General features: G+C 59.4%; 12 protein-coding genes and 2 pseudogenes. 6 read left to right on the top strand and 8 right to left on the bottom strand.

The features are described from left to right. The first annotated feature begins 25 nt into the window (after nucleotides 1-25). On the top strand, nucleotides 26-1,015 hold the full coding sequence (locus V7730_RS16010) for an acetamidase/formamidase family protein (RefSeq protein ID WP_335748604.1): 990 nt from the start codon (nucleotides 26-28) through the stop codon (nucleotides 1,013-1,015). Between the two features lie 12 nt (nucleotides 1,016-1,027). Further along, on the top strand, nucleotides 1,028-1,789 hold the full coding sequence (locus tag V7730_RS16005) for an SDR family NAD(P)-dependent oxidoreductase (RefSeq protein WP_335748603.1): 762 nt from the start codon (nucleotides 1,028-1,030) through the stop codon (nucleotides 1,787-1,789). On the opposite strand, the gene V7730_RS16000 is transcribed toward V7730_RS16005, so the two are convergent. From V7730_RS16000 to V7730_RS15965, 8 genes are read right to left on the bottom strand one after another with little or no spacing between them, the layout of a single operon-like run. Beyond that, nucleotides 1,786-2,079, bottom strand: a complete 294-nt coding sequence (locus tag V7730_RS16000) for a putative quinol monooxygenase (RefSeq protein WP_335748602.1) — start codon at nucleotides 2,077-2,079, stop codon at nucleotides 1,786-1,788. The genes V7730_RS16005 and V7730_RS16000 overlap by 4 nt on opposite strands. Before the next feature lie 19 nt (nucleotides 2,080-2,098). After that, nucleotides 2,099-3,793, bottom strand: coding sequence for an AMP-binding protein (locus V7730_RS15995; RefSeq protein WP_335748601.1), 1,695 nt, complete (start codon nucleotides 3,791-3,793; stop codon nucleotides 2,099-2,101). Between the two features lie 5 nt (nucleotides 3,794-3,798). Beyond that, nucleotides 3,799-6,132, bottom strand: a complete 2,334-nt coding sequence (locus V7730_RS15990) for an amidase (RefSeq protein ID WP_335748600.1) — start codon at nucleotides 6,130-6,132, stop codon at nucleotides 3,799-3,801. After that, a complete protein-coding gene (locus V7730_RS15985; RefSeq protein ID WP_335748599.1) occupies nucleotides 6,129-6,863 on the bottom strand; it encodes an ATP-binding cassette domain-containing protein in 735 nt (244 codons plus the stop codon). The genes V7730_RS15990 and V7730_RS15985 overlap by 4 nt, the downstream gene beginning before the upstream one ends. Next, complete coding sequence (locus V7730_RS15980) at nucleotides 6,860-7,879, bottom strand: branched-chain amino acid ABC transporter permease (protein WP_335748598.1); 1,020 nt, start codon at nucleotides 7,877-7,879, stop codon at nucleotides 6,860-6,862. The genes V7730_RS15985 and V7730_RS15980 overlap by 4 nt, the downstream gene beginning before the upstream one ends. A gap of 17 nt (nucleotides 7,880-7,896) precedes the next feature. Then, nucleotides 7,897-8,766, bottom strand: a complete 870-nt coding sequence (locus V7730_RS15975) for a branched-chain amino acid ABC transporter permease (RefSeq protein WP_335748597.1) — start codon at nucleotides 8,764-8,766, stop codon at nucleotides 7,897-7,899. 57 nt (nucleotides 8,767-8,823) lie between these two features. Further along, nucleotides 8,824-10,068 carry an urea ABC transporter substrate-binding protein gene (locus V7730_RS15970; RefSeq protein WP_335748596.1) on the bottom strand — a complete coding sequence of 415 codons (1,245 nt, stop codon included), beginning with the start codon at nucleotides 10,066-10,068 and terminating at the stop codon, nucleotides 8,824-8,826. Between the two features lie 25 nt (nucleotides 10,069-10,093). After that, on the bottom strand, nucleotides 10,094-11,677 hold the full coding sequence (locus tag V7730_RS15965; RefSeq protein WP_335748595.1) for a flotillin family protein: 1,584 nt from the start codon (nucleotides 11,675-11,677) through the stop codon (nucleotides 10,094-10,096). Nucleotides 11,678-12,109: 432 nt separating this feature from the next. On the opposite strand from V7730_RS15965, the pseudogene V7730_RS15960 reads away from it, so the two are divergent. The 4 genes and pseudogenes from V7730_RS15960 to V7730_RS22690 all read left to right on the top strand — a co-directional run bounded on the left by V7730_RS15960 (nucleotide 12,110) and on the right by V7730_RS22690 (nucleotide 14,715). Continuing rightward, nucleotides 12,110-12,818, top strand: a pseudogene (locus tag V7730_RS15960) (IS6 family transposase). 55 nt (nucleotides 12,819-12,873) lie between these two features. Next, nucleotides 12,874-12,981: pseudogene (locus V7730_RS15955) on the top strand (transposase domain-containing protein); the annotation flags it as partial. Nucleotides 12,982-13,093: 112 nt separating this feature from the next. Then, a complete protein-coding gene (locus tag V7730_RS15950; protein ID WP_335748594.1) occupies nucleotides 13,094-14,008 on the top strand; it encodes a sulfotransferase domain-containing protein in 915 nt (304 codons plus the stop codon). Between the two features lie 545 nt (nucleotides 14,009-14,553). Beyond that, nucleotides 14,554-14,715: a restriction endonuclease gene (locus tag V7730_RS22690; protein WP_443070232.1), complete on the top strand. Its 162-nt coding sequence runs from the start codon at nucleotides 14,554-14,556 to the stop codon at nucleotides 14,713-14,715. Nucleotides 14,716-14,752: the final 37 nt, after the last annotated feature.

Genomic DNA, 14,752 nt, shown 5'->3' with positions numbered 1-14,752 from the left:
CAGATATGAAATCAGGGAGACATAAATGGGATGGACTGAAAATTCGATCATGGGCCGCACGGCCGTGGCGCAGGGAAAGGTGGGCGCGCAGCACCGCCTCAGCGAGGAGGATCAAGGGGAGTTTCACTATGTCTATGGCCCTTATTCCAAACCCGTGATGCGGATCGCGCCCGGTGATGTGGTCGAGGTGGACACCCTCGATGCCTTTGGCGGTGTGATCAAGACCGAAGCCGACTTGCCTTCAAAAGTACTCAACATGCCATTCGTGAACCCGCAAAATGGCCCCATCGCGGTGGAGGGAGCGGAAAAGGGCGATGTGCTTGCCGTTTATATCCATTCCCTGCTGCCGCGCGGGCCGCAACCTGCGGGCACGACCGCGCTTATCCCCGGCTTTGGTGCTCTGGTCGCGGACATGAACATGATGTTGAACGCGCCGATGGCCGAGCGGGTCAAGAAGATGGAGGTCACGCCCGAGGGCGGTGTGAAATTCTCCGACCGCGTGACGCTCCCCTATGAGCCGTTTGTCGGAACCATGGGCGTCAGCCCCGAGATCGAAGCGGTGAGTTCCCTTCAGCCCGATTATTGGGGCGGCAATATGGATTGCCCCGATGTGGCCCCCGGTGCGGTCATCTATTTCCCGGTCCAGCGCAAGGACGCACATTTCTTTATCGGCGATTGCCACGGCCGTCAGGGCGACGGGGAGCTGTGCGGCGTAGCGGTCGAAATCCCCGCCACCGTGACCGTCCAGATCGACCTGATCAAGGGCTGGTCCATCCCCGGCGTGCGCATCGAGACCGAGGAGTTCATCATGTCGCTGGGCAGTGCCCGCCCGATGGAGGACGCCGCCCGCATGGCCTACCGCGATCTGGTACGCTGGCTGGTGGCTGATTACGGCTTCGAGGAATCCGAAGCCTATTTCCTCGCCACGCAGGCAGGTAAGATGCGCGTGGGCAATATGGTCGATCCGAAATACACGCTCGGCGCCTCCATTCTCAAGAAATATATCGAGCAATAAGGGATTAAGACTATGGATCTGGGACTTAAAGGGCTGAACGTCGTCATAACCGGTGGCACCAAGGGGATCGGGCGCCACTGCGCAGAGATTTTTGCGCAAGAGGGCGCAAATGTTGCCATCTGTGCGCGGGATAGCGCGGGGGTGACCGAGACGATCGAGGCGCTTAAGGCATATGGTGTCAAAGCCATCGGGCGCGGTGTGGATGTTGCCGACAAGCATGCGCTCAAATCATGGGTGACGGATTCCGCCGCCGCTCTGGGTGGGATCGACATGGTGGTTGCCAACGTCTCCGCCCTCGCGGTGGCCGATGACGAGGCTGCGTGGGAGGCGGGATTTGGCGTAGATATGATGCATTCCGTCCGGCTGGTGAATGCCGCGATGCCCTATCTCGAGAAGTCGAAGGCGGCGTCGATTACGCTCGTATCCTCCGTCTCGGGCCGCGAGATTGATTTCACCGGACCCGCTTACGGCGCATTCAAGGCCGCGTTGGTGCATTACGCCCAAGGGCAGGCGGTGAAGCTTGCGCCCAAGGGGATACGCGCCAATACAGTCTCGCCGGGAAATACCTATTTCAAAGGGGGCATCTGGGAGAATATCGAGCAGAACAATCCCGCGCTTTTTGCCGAGGCGCTAGGCATGAACCCGATGGGCCGGATGGCCGCGCCCGAAGAAATTGCGCGCGGTGTGGTGTTTCTGGCCAGTCCCTCCTCCAGCTTCACCTCCGGCACCAATCTGGTGATCGACGGCGCGCTGACCAAGGGCGTACAACTTTAGGGCGCGATCTTGATGGCGGTGACCAGTGTCACACCGCCGTCGAGCGCATCGCCCGCCGCGGCAAAGAAACCTGTGGAGCCGGCACCAGCGTTGTGCCGGTCCATGGCGGCACTGTCGGTGAACCGCTCGTAGGTGGTAAATACACACGGATAGTCAGGGGGCTGCGCCACGTAAAAGCCGACTGTATCCCGCTCCTGCTCCGCAACGAAGGCTGCGACCTTGAGCAGTTCCGCGCGGACCAGTTCCTCATGGCCTTTGAGGGCGCGGATGATAGCAGTAAGTGTATGCATCTGATGGTCTCCGTTAAAGCTATGACACGAGGGGGATGCCCAGCTTGGCGCACATCTCCTCGCGCATTTTGAGTTTCTGCGGTTTGCCAGTGGCGGTCAGGGGCATGTCACGCGCAAAGTGGATGTGCCGGGGCACCTTGAACCGCGCGATCCGTTCGCGGCACCAGTCGCGCAGGGTCTCGGCCTCCAGCATGGCACCGGGGCGCAGGATGACCCAAGCCGCGACCTCTTCGCCCAGCCGTGCATCGGACAGACCGAACACCTGCGCCTGTGCAATATCCGGGTGGTCAAGCAACAGGGTTTCAATCTCGATCGGATAAATATTCTCGCCGCCCCGGATGAGCATGTCGCCTAAACGCCCGGTGATCTCGCAATAACCCTCGGCGTCGATGGTTGCCAGATCGCCGGTATGCATCCATCCAGCGCGGATTGCCGTCGCGGTGAATTCCGGATCGTTCCAATAGCCTTTCATCACCAGATAGCCACGGGTCAGCAGTTGCCCCTTTTGCCCAACAGGCAGGGTCTGGCCCTCCTCGTCGATCACGCGGCATTCTACATGGGGCTGTATCCGGCCCACGGTCGCGACACGCCGCGCGGGTGCATCATCGGTGGCGGATTGGAACGACACCGGGCTTGTCTCGGTCATGCCATAGGCGATGGTGATTTCCGCGCAATGCATATCGCGCATGACCCGCTGCATCAGCGGGGCAGGGCAGAGGGAGCCGGCCATAATTCCGGTGCGCAGACTACGCAGATTGAATTGGGCAAATTCGGGATGGTCCAGCATGGCGGCAAACATCGTCGGCACCCCATGCAGAGCGGAGCAGCTTTCATCCTCCACCGCTTTGAGGGTCGCCAGAGGATCGAAACCCTCGCCGGGAAAGACCATTTTTGCCCCATAGGAAACTGCCGCGAGGTTTCCCAGAACCATGCCGAAACAATGATAGAGCGGCACGGGGATGCACAGGGCATCATCCGGCGCGAGCTTCATCGCTCGCGCGGACGAGATGGCATTGTTGATAATACTGCGGTGGCTGAGCGTGGCCCCCTTGGGGCGGCCCGTGGTGCCGGAGGTGAACTGGATATTGATCGCATCGTTGGGGTGCAGCCCTGCGGTGATCCCGTCGAGCCGCGATTTGGGCGCGTCGTTGCCGCGCGCCATCACCTCGTCAAACGTGAGTGCGCCCGCCATCGTAGGCCCTCTCCCCAGCTGCACGATCCGCCGCAAGTCGGGCAGGGACGCCGCGCGCAAATCGTCGACGCGCGCGTTTGACAGCTCGGGCGCCAGTGCGCGCAGCATTGCATGATAGTCAGACCCTTGATGCCCTGCGGCGGTGATCAGCGTGCTGACGCCCGCATGGCGCAGGGCATATGCAAGCTCGGGTGTTCGGTAGGAGGGGTTGATGTTGACCAGAATAGCCCCGATCCGCGCGGTGGCAAATTGCACCAGCACCCATTCGGGTCGGTTGGGCGACCAGATGCCGACGCGGTCGCCCTTGTAGACGCCTATTGCAAGAAGCCCTGCCGCCAGCCGGTCAACCCGGCGCAACAGATCGTCATAGGTCCAGCGCTCGCCGGACTGGCAAAACACCGCCGCCATGCGGTCCCCGTGCCGTTTGCGTACTTCGGCCATAAAGGCGGGGATCGTGACCTCGATCAGGGGCCGCTCTGTGCTGCCCTTCACATGCGACAGCCCGCCGATGGGGAGTGTCATTGCACCTACATCCCGCTCCAGTCGCCCGCCTGCTCAAAGGCGGAGGCGGCGCGGTAGATCGTGCTTTCATCATAGCGCCGCCCGATGATCTGCAACCCTACCGGCAGGCCATCCGACATGCCGCAAGGCACAGACATCGCCGGATGACCCGTCACATCGAAGGGCGCGGTATTGCCTAGCATCTCGAAAGCACGGTGGCACCACAGCTCGAGCGGAGCATCGGCAGACGGGATCGGCTGCGCCTTCATCGGCGTAGTGGGGGTGAGCAGAAGATCGTAGGAGGCAAACACTTTGTTGAACTCGTCGCGCAATTGCCGCGACAGGTTCTGCGCCTTCGCATAATAGCGCCCGCGCGTGTGCTTTAGGTGGTATTGCCCCACCAGCATCGAGATCTTGAGCGTATCGCTCAGCTCGTCTGCGCGGGTGCGCCAGTTGGAATGATACTCCAACAGGCTGGTCGTATAGAGCCCTTCCCATCCCGTGCCCATACCATTGCCCAACATCATCTGCTGGGTCAGCCCCTCAAGCGCGATTGGGGTCCAGATCGCTGTGCCGTGGTTGTGCCATGGCACTGAAATTTCATCGACGGTCGCCCCCAGACGGCGCAGCGTATCGGCGGCGGCGCGCACCTTTTCGTTTACGTCCTGCTCGGCACCCGCCTGCTGATACCCCTCTTTGATCACACCAATGCGCAGCCCCGACACCCCGCGCCCGACGGCCGCGGTGTAGCGGTCGGTTTGCACATCATATTGGCGCGGATCGAGGCCATCGGCCCCCGCCAGCACTTCAAGCATCAGGGCATTATCCATCACATTGGTGGTCATCGGCCCCACATGGTCGATCGTGTTCTCGATGGGCATGATGCCGGAATAGGGCACCAACCCGTGCGTCGGCTTCATCCCGTAGCAGCCACAAAAAGACGCAGGCATCCGGATCGAGCCGCCCTGATCGCCGCCGATGGCCATATCGATTTCGCCCGACCCCACCAGCGCGCCGGACCCCGACGACGACCCACCCGCCGAGTAGCCATGTTTGTGTGGGTTGTGCACTGGCCCTGTCGCATTGGTATGCGAGCCGCCGGAGAGGCAGAAATATTCGCAATGCGCTTTGCCCGCGATCACGGCACCGGCATCGAGCAGGCGGGTGACAATGGTCGCGTCCAGATCAGGGGTATACCCTTTGAGCGTCGCGGCGCCGTTCATCATCGGCACACCGGCGAGGCAGACGTTATCCTTGAGCGCCACCTTGCGTCCCAAAAGCGGGCCGCGCGGCGCGCCCTTGATCTCTGTCTTGACGTACCACGCGTTCATCGGGTTTTCCTCCGCCGTGGGGCGGTGACCGGAAGTGCGTGGATAAAGGACCGGCGGCAGGTAATCGGGCAGGCTGTCGACGATATCATAGGCATCAAGGGTGCCTTGCATTACGTCGATGAACTCCTGCACGCGGGCGTCCGACATGCTCATGCCCAATTCGGTCACCACGTCTTTCATCTGGCTCAGGGTGGGGCGCTGGACGGTCATATAGGACATCCTTTCGGTGAGGGAGGGCGCGGCGGCAGGTGCCTGCGCGGGAGTGTGTTTCGCGTCTTTGGTGGCGATTGTCGGGGAAGCCTTGGTGCCGCCCGACGGCATGCCAAATCCGGTGAATTCCTCGATCAGAGCAGGGTCGGCAGTATCGGACCCCGATACCTCGCCGATGATCGCACCCTTCTGGATCAGCAGCACGCGGTCCGACAGGGCGGTGATGAAATCAAGGCTCTGCTCGACCAGTACGATCGTAATACCGGTGCGCTGGTTGAGTGATTTCAACAGCTCGATGATCTCGTCGATGATCGAGGGCTGTATCCCCTCCGTCGGCTCGTCGAGCAGGATCAAATCCGGCTCGGAGATTAGACAGCGCGCCAGCGCCAGCAACTGTTGCTCGCCCCCCGACAATGCACCGCCATCGCGGCCCAGCAACCGCTCAAGGCGAGGGAAATCGGCCATCACTCGCTCTACCGCGTCCGTCTCGTCCATATCGTGCGAGGCGACGCCCATGCGCAGATTGTCCAGAACGCTCAGCGTGGGGAAAATCCCGCGCCCCTGCGGCACGTATCCCATCCCGAGGCGCGCACGTCCGGAGGATTTTAGTGTGGTGATGTCCTCGCCGTCGAACGTCATCTGCCCCGCCTTTGCGGGGACAATGCCCATAAGCGTTTTGAGCAAAGTCGTTTTGCCCATACCGTTATGGCCCAAAACGCCCAAAATTTCGCCCTCGGCCACTTCAAAGTTTATGCCATGCAGTACCGGCACCCTGCCATAGCTTGCCTGCAAACCCTGAACCTTCAGCAGCGGGCTCATGCTCGGTTCCCCAGATAGACTTCGCGCGCGCGCTTGTCTTTCGAGATGGCGTCCATCGTGTCTTCCATCAGTATCCGCCCCTCGTGAAACACAGTCACTTGCTTGGAGATCATACGGATGAATTGCATGTCATGCTCTACCACAATCAGCGCTGCTTGCGTGTTGATCTCCTTGATCAGCTCGGCGGTGCGCGCGGTTTCGTCGTGGGTCATACCGGCGGCAGGCTCGTCGAGCAGCACCAGCCACGGCTCGGCTGCGACGACCATCCCCAGCTCGACCCACTGGCGCTGTCCATGCGCCAGACGGCCCACCATCTCGCGGCGGATGTCGCCCAGTTGCAACCGCTCGACCGTCTCGCTCACCAGAGCGCGCGCGCGTTTGCCGCCGTGCCAGCGGCGCGCCGAAAGCCAGATGTTTTCATCCACCGACAGCCCGTCGAACACATTGGGCACCTGTGTCTTGATCCCCACGCCAAGGCTCGCAATCTCGTGCGGATCAAAGCCTGTCGTCTCGCGGTTGCGGATGATCACCTTGCCGGCACTTGGGGTCAGCTGTCCGGTGAGGCATTTGAAGAAGGTCGATTTGCCAGCGCCATTCGGCCCGATGAGGCAGCGCAGCTCCTTGTCGAACAGGGTGAAATCCACCTGATCTACTGCGCGTACCCCGCCGAAATGCATGGCGAGGTTTTGCGTCTCAACGATAACGGCGCGTTTGTCGCGGACGGGTTTCATGCGCTGCGGCCCTCGCTGCGGGGGCGGCGGGCGCGGCGCGATACCCGGCGCGGTTTGCGTCGGCGCGCGGTCCAGTCGATGATCGTAGGCGCGACCCCTTTTGGCACCAGAAGCACAAAGAAAATCAAGATTATCCCCAGCACGAGGTTGTTGTTGAGGGTCGATTGCCCGCCAAGGGCCGAGGTCAGATAAAACAGCCCAAAGGTTGCCGCGACCGGCCCGATCAGCGTGCCACGCCCTCCCACGATCACCCAGATAATCGTGAGTGCAGCGTTATATAGATTGAACACATCCGGCGTGATCCGCCCCACACCATTGCAAAACAGCACCCCACCGATGGCTGCAATGCCCGCTGAAATGGTGAAGATCCCCAGCTTGTACAGGCGCGAGTCGTAGCCCAAAAGCTCCGCGCGCAGCTCGTTCTCGCGGATGCCGACACAGACGCGGCCGAAATGCGTGTTCACCAGCCAGCCGCAAAAGATGTAGCACAGGATCAGCGCCGCCATGGCGACATAAAAAACCTGTTCGGGGAACAGAAATGCGGACGTATCCCACGGCAGGTTCAGCGGCGGCGAGGTGACACCGTTAAACCCGCCGATTTGCGCGATGCCTATCTTGAAGTCCGGACCCGAGGTGCGCCGGATGAGCGAGAAAAAGATGAGCGTGACGGTGAGGGTGATCACCCCCAGATAGACATCCGAAACCCGCCCGAAGAAGACAAAATATCCCAATATTGCCGCAAAGGCCGATGACACTGCGATGGCCAACAGGATGGCCCATGTAGACCCGCCGAAATTGATCGCGCCCATGGTATATGCATAGGCCCCGAGGCCGAAGAACGCGACCTGCCCGAAGCACAGGATACCACCGAAGCCCCAGACGAGCGCGAGGCTGAGTGCCAGCACGGCAAGTGCTATGGCAGTTGTCAGGTTGATGATGGTGAAGAGTTGCAGCACGTAGGGCGCGCCGAACATGAAAATTACGCCGATAAGCGCGAAGATGAGGACCGGCCGCATGCCGTAGCTGCCACCAGTCATAGGGATTTACGGAAGAACCGCCCCGTGATCCCGCGCGGCATGAGCCGCAGCAACACGATCGCCGCTACCAGCAGCGCCACCTCGCCCAACGTGGGGCCTGTGAGGAATGAGAATACGCCGTTGATCCCGCCCAGCAGGATCGACCCCGCCGCCGTCCCCGCAAGGATCGCGGAGCCGCCTGAGATGACGGTGATGAAGGCTTTGGCGATATACGTCGCGCCAATCGTGGGCAACACGCCGGTGACGGGGGCGAGCAGCCCGCCCGCCAATCCGGTGACCGCAGCACCCAGACCAAAAGTGATCATGTAAATCTTGGTGGTGGACACGCCAAGCGCCGAGGACATCTCGGGGTTTTGCATCGTGCCGCGCGCCACCAGTCCCAGCTTGGTCAGCTTGAGCGTGGCGAAGACCGCGAGGAACAGCACCAGTGTGACAGCGATCAGGAACAGCTCGTACCCCGAAGCGGAATAATCACCGATTCGGATGATGCCGAGCGGCGGGGAGATGGTTGTGGCCGTCGAGGCGCCGAAGATCGAGGTCACGAGGCCAATGAGCAGCAGTGACAGCCCCCAGGTGGCCAGCAGCGTGTCCACCATCCGGCCATAAAGCCAGCGGATGATCACCCGCTCGACGATGACACCGATGATGCCCACTACAAGTGGTGCAAGAACCAGCATCGCGAACCAGATGTTCACGCCCGCGTTCGTCGCCACCACCACGGTATAGCCGCCCAGCATCAGAAACTCGCCATGGGCGAGGTTGATCACGCGCATCATGCCAAAGATGATCGCCAGCCCAAGGCTGATCAAAGCGAGGTTGGCGATGCCGTAAACCAGCTGGAACGTGACGGCGACAAACAGATCCAAGGCGATCTCCCGAAGGGCAAAGGGGGGATTGGCCCGGCGCAAACCGGGCCAAAGGGCTTAGTCGATACCGGCGGCGGCCAGACCGTTTTCGAACAGGAAGGTCGACTGGTTCGGGTTGGCGTTGAGATCACAGACCAGCTGCGTATCCGCGGGCGGCTGGTTATCGAAGGACTCGACGATGTTCCATTCCTGATTGGCCAGCTCGCCGATGTAGACGTTCATCGAGCAGTGGTTGGTCTGTGCGTCGATGCTGACGGTGCCGGAGGGTCCGTCATAGCTCAGCCCCGAGCGCAGCGCCTCGATCACCGGATCGCGGTCGGTGGTGCCCGCCGCCTTGACCGCCGCCGCCCAGAGCATCGCGCCCTCGTAGGAGCGGATCGCCAGCTCGTTCATCACGGGGCGCCCTGCGCCAAGCTTGGCCTCCAGCCGCGACAGGAAATCCTTGTTCGCGGGCGTGTCGATCCCCTCGAAATAGCCGTAGGAGGCCATGATGCCGTTGCCTTCCTCGGCGGAGATGAGCTTCTGCTCGTTGCCGACACCGAAGGTGGTCGAAGCGATCGGGATCTCAGACAACATGCCTGCCGCCGCATACTGGCGGTAGAAGGACACATGCGCGCCGCCGACCAGCGCCGAGATGACCATATCGGGCTTGGCGGTCTGGATCTTGTTGATGGTCGGGCCAAAGTTGGTGACATCGAGCGGGAAGAACTCCACATCCAGCGTCTCGCCGCCGTTTTCTTTTACAAAGCGCTGCATCCACTGCGCTGTGATCTGGCCATAGTTGTAATCAGCCGCGACGATGTAGACCTTCTTGCCCCATTTGTTCATGGCGTGGGGGACAATCTTGGCCACCGTCTGCGCGGGCGTGGAGCCGGTGCAGAAGTTGTTATAGTCGCACACGCCGCCCTCATACTGCGTGTTGTAGAAATAGAGCGTCTTGAAACGCGCCAACGTCGGGCGGATCGCCTCGCGCGAGGCGGAGGTGATGCCGGCGTGGACCGTATCGGCCTTGTCGCCGGCGGCGGCCTGCGTGGCGAACTGGGTGTAGAACTGGATCGTCGACTGCGCGTCATACATCTTCAGCTCGACCTCACGGCCCAGCAGGCCGCCTGCGGCGTTGATGTCCTCGATGGCCATGCGGGTCGTCTCGGCCATGGGCGCGCCGTAGATATCGAGCCCGCCTGACAAGTCGAGGATCGAGGCGAAAACGATGTTGTCGGATTGGGCGCGCGCGATGGTCGCCGGTGCTGCAAGGGCCAGTGCGGACGAGCCCATAACGAAATGTCTGCGGGAAAGTGTCATTTGGTGTCTCCTTGTTGATATTGTTCTATTTTTTTGTCTTTTTCACCGCGTCGTCGCTTGGCGCGTTAGGTTTGGTTTTGCCACTAATCGAGCCGGAGATGCCGCGCACGCCATCGCCGATGTTCATGCCGACCTCCTCGCCCAGTTTTTGAACCGCAGGCAGTTGCAGTGCCATGCTGAGCACGGAATCGACCACCTGATTGACAGTGGATTTGTCGCTCCCGTCACCGCCCGAACTGCCCCCACCGAAACCGGTCATATGGTTAATGCGGATGCTCTCGATTTTTTCGGCGGGCTTCATCATCCGCTCCACGACCTGCGGCAGGGTGCGCAGGCGATACTCTTCGAGCTTCATCGCAATGATCTCGGGGCTGAGCGCGTTTTCCGCGGCGATCTTGGCGGACATACCTGCGGCCTCGGCCAGCATCTTGTCGCGCTCGGCTTCGGATCGGTCATGGGTCGCCCTTGCCTGTGCCTGCGCCATGGAGATGATCGTGCCTGCCTCTGATTTCACGCGGGTATCGTCGACCTCTGCCTGCTCGGCGGCGCGGATGAGGGCCAGCGCCTTTTCGCGCTCAGCGGCGGCGGTTTCGCGGATGGTCCGGACGCGCTCCTCGGCTTCCGCCTCGCTGCCTTTGGCGGAAATCGCCTTGGCTTCCGCATGGGCTTCCTCGCTGCGCTTTTGCGCCAGCACGACAGTATTCTCCGACTTCTTGAGCGCAGAGTTCAATTCAGATTCGAGCGTTTGGCGCCGCACCTCCGTCTCGCGGTCGATGCGTGCGGCCTCGCGGCGCTTCTCTGACACTGCCTGTTCCTCGGCGGTCTCTGCCGCCGAGCGGGAGCGGGCGATCTCGATCTCGCGCTGCTGGGTGATCATCGCCTCTTCTTCTTCGCGGCTGATCGTGAGCTTGCGCTTGGTCGCGTCAAGCTGGCTTTGCCGGACCGATACATCGGCATCCGCCTCGATCACGGCGCGCCCTTTTTTGTTCACGGCAATGATCTCGGCCAGCCGTCGCATCCCCAGCGCGTTGAAGGCGTTGTTTTCGTCGAGCGCGTGAAACGGCGTCTGGTCGATCCGCGTGAGCGACATGGATTCTAGCATCAGACCGTTCTTGGCCAGATTGCCCTCAAGCATCTCGCTGACCTCTTTGGCATAGGCGGCGCGGTTGTCCTGTAGGTCATCCATGGTATAGCGCGCGGCGACCGAGAGCATGGCATCGACGAGCTTGCCCTCGAGGATTTCCTCCAGATCGGCGGCGCGAAACGACTTGCCCGCCAGCGCCTGCGCGGCGGTGGCGACCCCTTCGACAGTTGCTTGAACCCGCACGTAAAACTCGGCGGCGACATCGACCCGCAAACGATCCTTGGTGATGATGGAGGCGGTGCCAGTCCGCTCGATGTCGAGCTTGGAGGTACGCATATTCACCTCAGCAACCTTGTGCAGGAAGGGCAGCGCAAGGCAGCCGCCATCAAGCACGATCTTCTGGCCGCCCTGTCCGGTCCGCACCACACTGATTTCGCGTGTCGCCTTGCGGTAATACCGGCTGAGGAACGCGATGATCAGGATGGCTGCGATAACCAGCAAAATTACTGTGACAAACCAAGCCATAGACGCGCCTTTCTAAAATGTATGGATCGCCACATCCCCCGAAGCGTGCAGTAGATGGCTGGCAATCCTGACCCAGCGTAACGACGTTGCAAAACTTCTGTCAACTGATCTGCTTGTGATCTGCTTGGATTTTTGCGAACATCGAAAAAACCGACAGTTTGGCAGGCTGTTTTCCTGGCACTTCGCGTTCTGCGTGTTGTTGAATGCGCAGGTCGCAGGGCCACGGGGGATTTGGTGCGCGAGAATCATCGCGGCGAAAAATGCGGCGTTTCAGTTCTGAACCGCCCCGGGTTTACCGGAGGGCAAAACTCACGGAGAATTGCTCATTATGGAACAGACACACAACAAGAAGACCCCGAAGCCGTATTCACCTGAGGCTCTGTCAGAGCAAAATAGGTTGAGGCGGGGAGGGTGAGCAATTAGCGTCGCGGGATGACAAAACACTCCCCCTTTCGCTACTTCAAGACGAGCCCAGAGATCATCCGTCTTGCCGTGATGATGTATGTTCGGTTTCCGCTCTCGCTGCGGAATGTTGAGGATCTGTTGCACGAACGCGGAATCGACATCAGTCACGAAACAGTTCGATCTTGGTGGAACAGATTTGGCCCGTTTTTTGCCGCAGAGATCCGCAAGAAAAGGGGTCAGCCAGATGCGCGCATATTCGAACTGGCAGTGGCACCTGGACGAGGTTATCGTGAAGATCAACGGCGAGAGGCACTATCTTTGGCGGGCTGTTGATCACGAAGGGGAAGTCCTGGAAAGCTTTGTCACAAAGCGCCGTGATCGCAAGGCAACATTGAAATTTCTCAGGAAAACAATGAAACGTCATGGTCGACCACATATCTTTGTCACCGATAAGCTACGTTCCTACGGCGCGGCGATGAAGGTCATCGGCAATGTCGACAAACAGGAAACGGGCCGTTGGCTCAACAATCGAGCCGAAAACTCACACCAGCCATTTAGACGAAGAGAGCGGGCCATGCTTCGCTTCAGGCGAATGCAAACTTTACAGAAATTCGTCGCCGTACACGGCTCAGTCCACAACCATTTCAACGCGGAGCGCCATCTCTACAACCGATCAAATTTCAAGCTGAACCGCGCCGCCGCTCTGGCCGAGTGGCGCGGCCTCTGCGCAGTCTAACAGATTGAGATCTCTGGAGAACAGAGACTGGTTCGCATTTGTCTGACAGCACCGCGTCGAGCCATACGCCTACCTTAAGGCAACACTCGAAGCCATCGCCGCTGGCCATCCATCCACCCGCATCGATGAACTCATGCCCTGGAACTTTGACAAACAGTCTTGAAACCGCTTACTTTGAAGCGCTCATCATTGTCTAATGTTCGCTAAGGCTATCTTACTCACACAATTTAGAGTAGCGCCTATAGGACTATAATATTAGAAGTTTTGGAAAAAAAATGAGCACTGCTGAACTGCCCCCCTCCGCCCCAGTGAAAACCCGTGAGATGCACAGTCATCACTTTGACAGTACCATCTGGGACGATCTGAAGATTCGCGACGACGACATCATCATCGCGACCTACGCTAAATCGGGTACTACATGGGTGCAGCAGATCGTTAGCCAACTGATATTCGAGGGCGAAGAAGGGCTGCCCGTTGCAGATATGAGTCCTTGGGTTGATTTGCGGGTGCCACCAAAAGAAGTAAAGTTGCCCATGATCGAGGCGCAAACACACCGTCGCTTCCTCAAAACACATTTGCCTGTCGACGCGCTGACATTCTCGGAAAAGGCAAAATACCTCTATATTGCCCGTGACGGTCGCGATGTCGTTTGGTCACTCCATAACCACCACAGCACAGCGAACGCGGCTTGGTATGATGCGCTCAACAACACGCCCGGCCGCGTTGGCCCTCCTATTGAACTTCCAACCGGCACCCCTGTGGAATACTTTGAGAATTGGCTTGAAACGGACGGAGGGCAGTTTTGGTCTTTTTGGGAGAATATCCAAAGCTGGTGGGACATTCGTAACCTGCCAAATGTCATGTTTATTCATTTTAATGATCTCAAAAAAGACCTTGAGGGCCAGATTCTGAAGATCGCCGATTTCCTGAATATCGAGGTCGATGAGGTTAAACTTGGAGTGATCGTCGCACAATGCTCTTTCGACTATATGAAAGCCAATGCAACCGCTTCAGTCCCGCTTGGCGGCGCGTTCTGGGATGGCGGCGCTGAAACCTTCATTCATAAGGGCGCAAATGGTCGTTGGCACGATGAACTCTCGCCAGAGCTGAGCGCACGATACGAAAATATGGCGGTCGAAAAGCTAGGCACTGCCTGCGCCAACTGGCTGAAGTACGGCGGCCACGTGTAGCAAATTGGCTGGCTCCGTTTGCTACACGTGGCAGCTTTCTTCTCGTGGCGAAAGTTGAAGACGGGAACTAGGAAGCACTCTTAGTTTAGCGAAGTATGCAACGCCCACTCCATTCCGTACCCAGTCTATTGGACAGCGGAGCAGCAGCGTTACGACCGTTGTGTCCGCACCAGCGTGGCCCAACACTCTGTTCAAATACAGTGTTCGAGTTTACTGTGTTGAACACAGTGTTTGTCCTAAAGTCAGTCCAAAGCGCTATCGGTTTAGATGTTGTAAAAGGTTATCCATTTTGAACAAAAAGCCGTTTTGGCGCCTGATCAGCGCCTTGGCCGATACGGCATATTATCAAATTGAGAGGGTACAGAGAGCGCAATCACAAGTTGACTTGCCCCTCCGCGAGTGGAACTTCTATAAAAATGTTTGGAGTCCCGATGTAAAGTCCACTGGCCACCGTTCTAGAGCAACTGCGTCTGCGGTCCCAATCTGAGTTTGAAAAAGGCGAGTATTTCGAGAAGCTTGTAAAAGTCTTCCTAGAGAACGACACATTGCAGGGCCAGACGTACGACAAGGTTTGGCTGTTCAAGGATTGGGCAATAGAGCGCGGCTTGCCATCCAAGGATACCAGTATCGATCTTGTGGCGCGCCATGCGGATGGGTCGGGCTTTTGCGCCGTCCAGTGCAAGTTCTACGCTGTTGAATGTCACTGAGAACTGACCCGGTATTTTCACCGAGATTTGACCCGCT

Source organism: Sulfitobacter sp. (assembly GCF_036961165.1).
Classification (GTDB): Bacteria; Pseudomonadota; Alphaproteobacteria; order Rhodobacterales; family Rhodobacteraceae; genus Sulfitobacter.
Note: the sequence above shows the minus strand (reverse complement) of the source record. Positions and strands in the feature narration are given on the sequence as shown.

What these genes read in the sequence shown, in the direction of transcription:
- V7730_RS16010 (WP_335748604.1), top strand. Translation starts at nt 26, where the DNA reads ATGGGATGGACTGAAAATTCGATCATGGGCCGCACGGCCGTGGCGCAG.
- V7730_RS16005 (WP_335748603.1), top strand. Translation starts at nt 1,028, where the DNA reads ATGGATCTGGGACTTAAAGGGCTGAACGTCGTCATAACCGGTGGCACC.
- V7730_RS16000 (WP_335748602.1), bottom strand. Translation starts at nt 2,079, where the DNA reads ATGCATACACTTACTGCTATCATCCGCGCCCTCAAAGGCCATGAGGAA.
- V7730_RS15995 (WP_335748601.1), bottom strand. Translation starts at nt 3,793, where the DNA reads ATGACACTCCCCATCGGCGGGCTGTCGCATGTGAAGGGCAGCACAGAG.
- V7730_RS15990 (WP_335748600.1), bottom strand. Translation starts at nt 6,132, where the DNA reads ATGAGCCCGCTGCTGAAGGTTCAGGGTTTGCAGGCAAGCTATGGCAGG.
- V7730_RS15985 (WP_335748599.1), bottom strand. Translation starts at nt 6,863, where the DNA reads ATGAAACCCGTCCGCGACAAACGCGCCGTTATCGTTGAGACGCAAAAC.
- V7730_RS15980 (WP_335748598.1), bottom strand. Translation starts at nt 7,879, where the DNA reads ATGCGGCCGGTCCTCATCTTCGCGCTTATCGGCGTAATTTTCATGTTC.
- V7730_RS15970 (WP_335748596.1), bottom strand. Translation starts at nt 10,068, where the DNA reads ATGACACTTTCCCGCAGACATTTCGTTATGGGCTCGTCCGCACTGGCC.
- V7730_RS15965 (WP_335748595.1), bottom strand. Translation starts at nt 11,677, where the DNA reads ATGGCTTGGTTTGTCACAGTAATTTTGCTGGTTATCGCAGCCATCCTG.
- V7730_RS15950 (WP_335748594.1), top strand. Translation starts at nt 13,094, where the DNA reads ATGAGCACTGCTGAACTGCCCCCCTCCGCCCCAGTGAAAACCCGTGAG.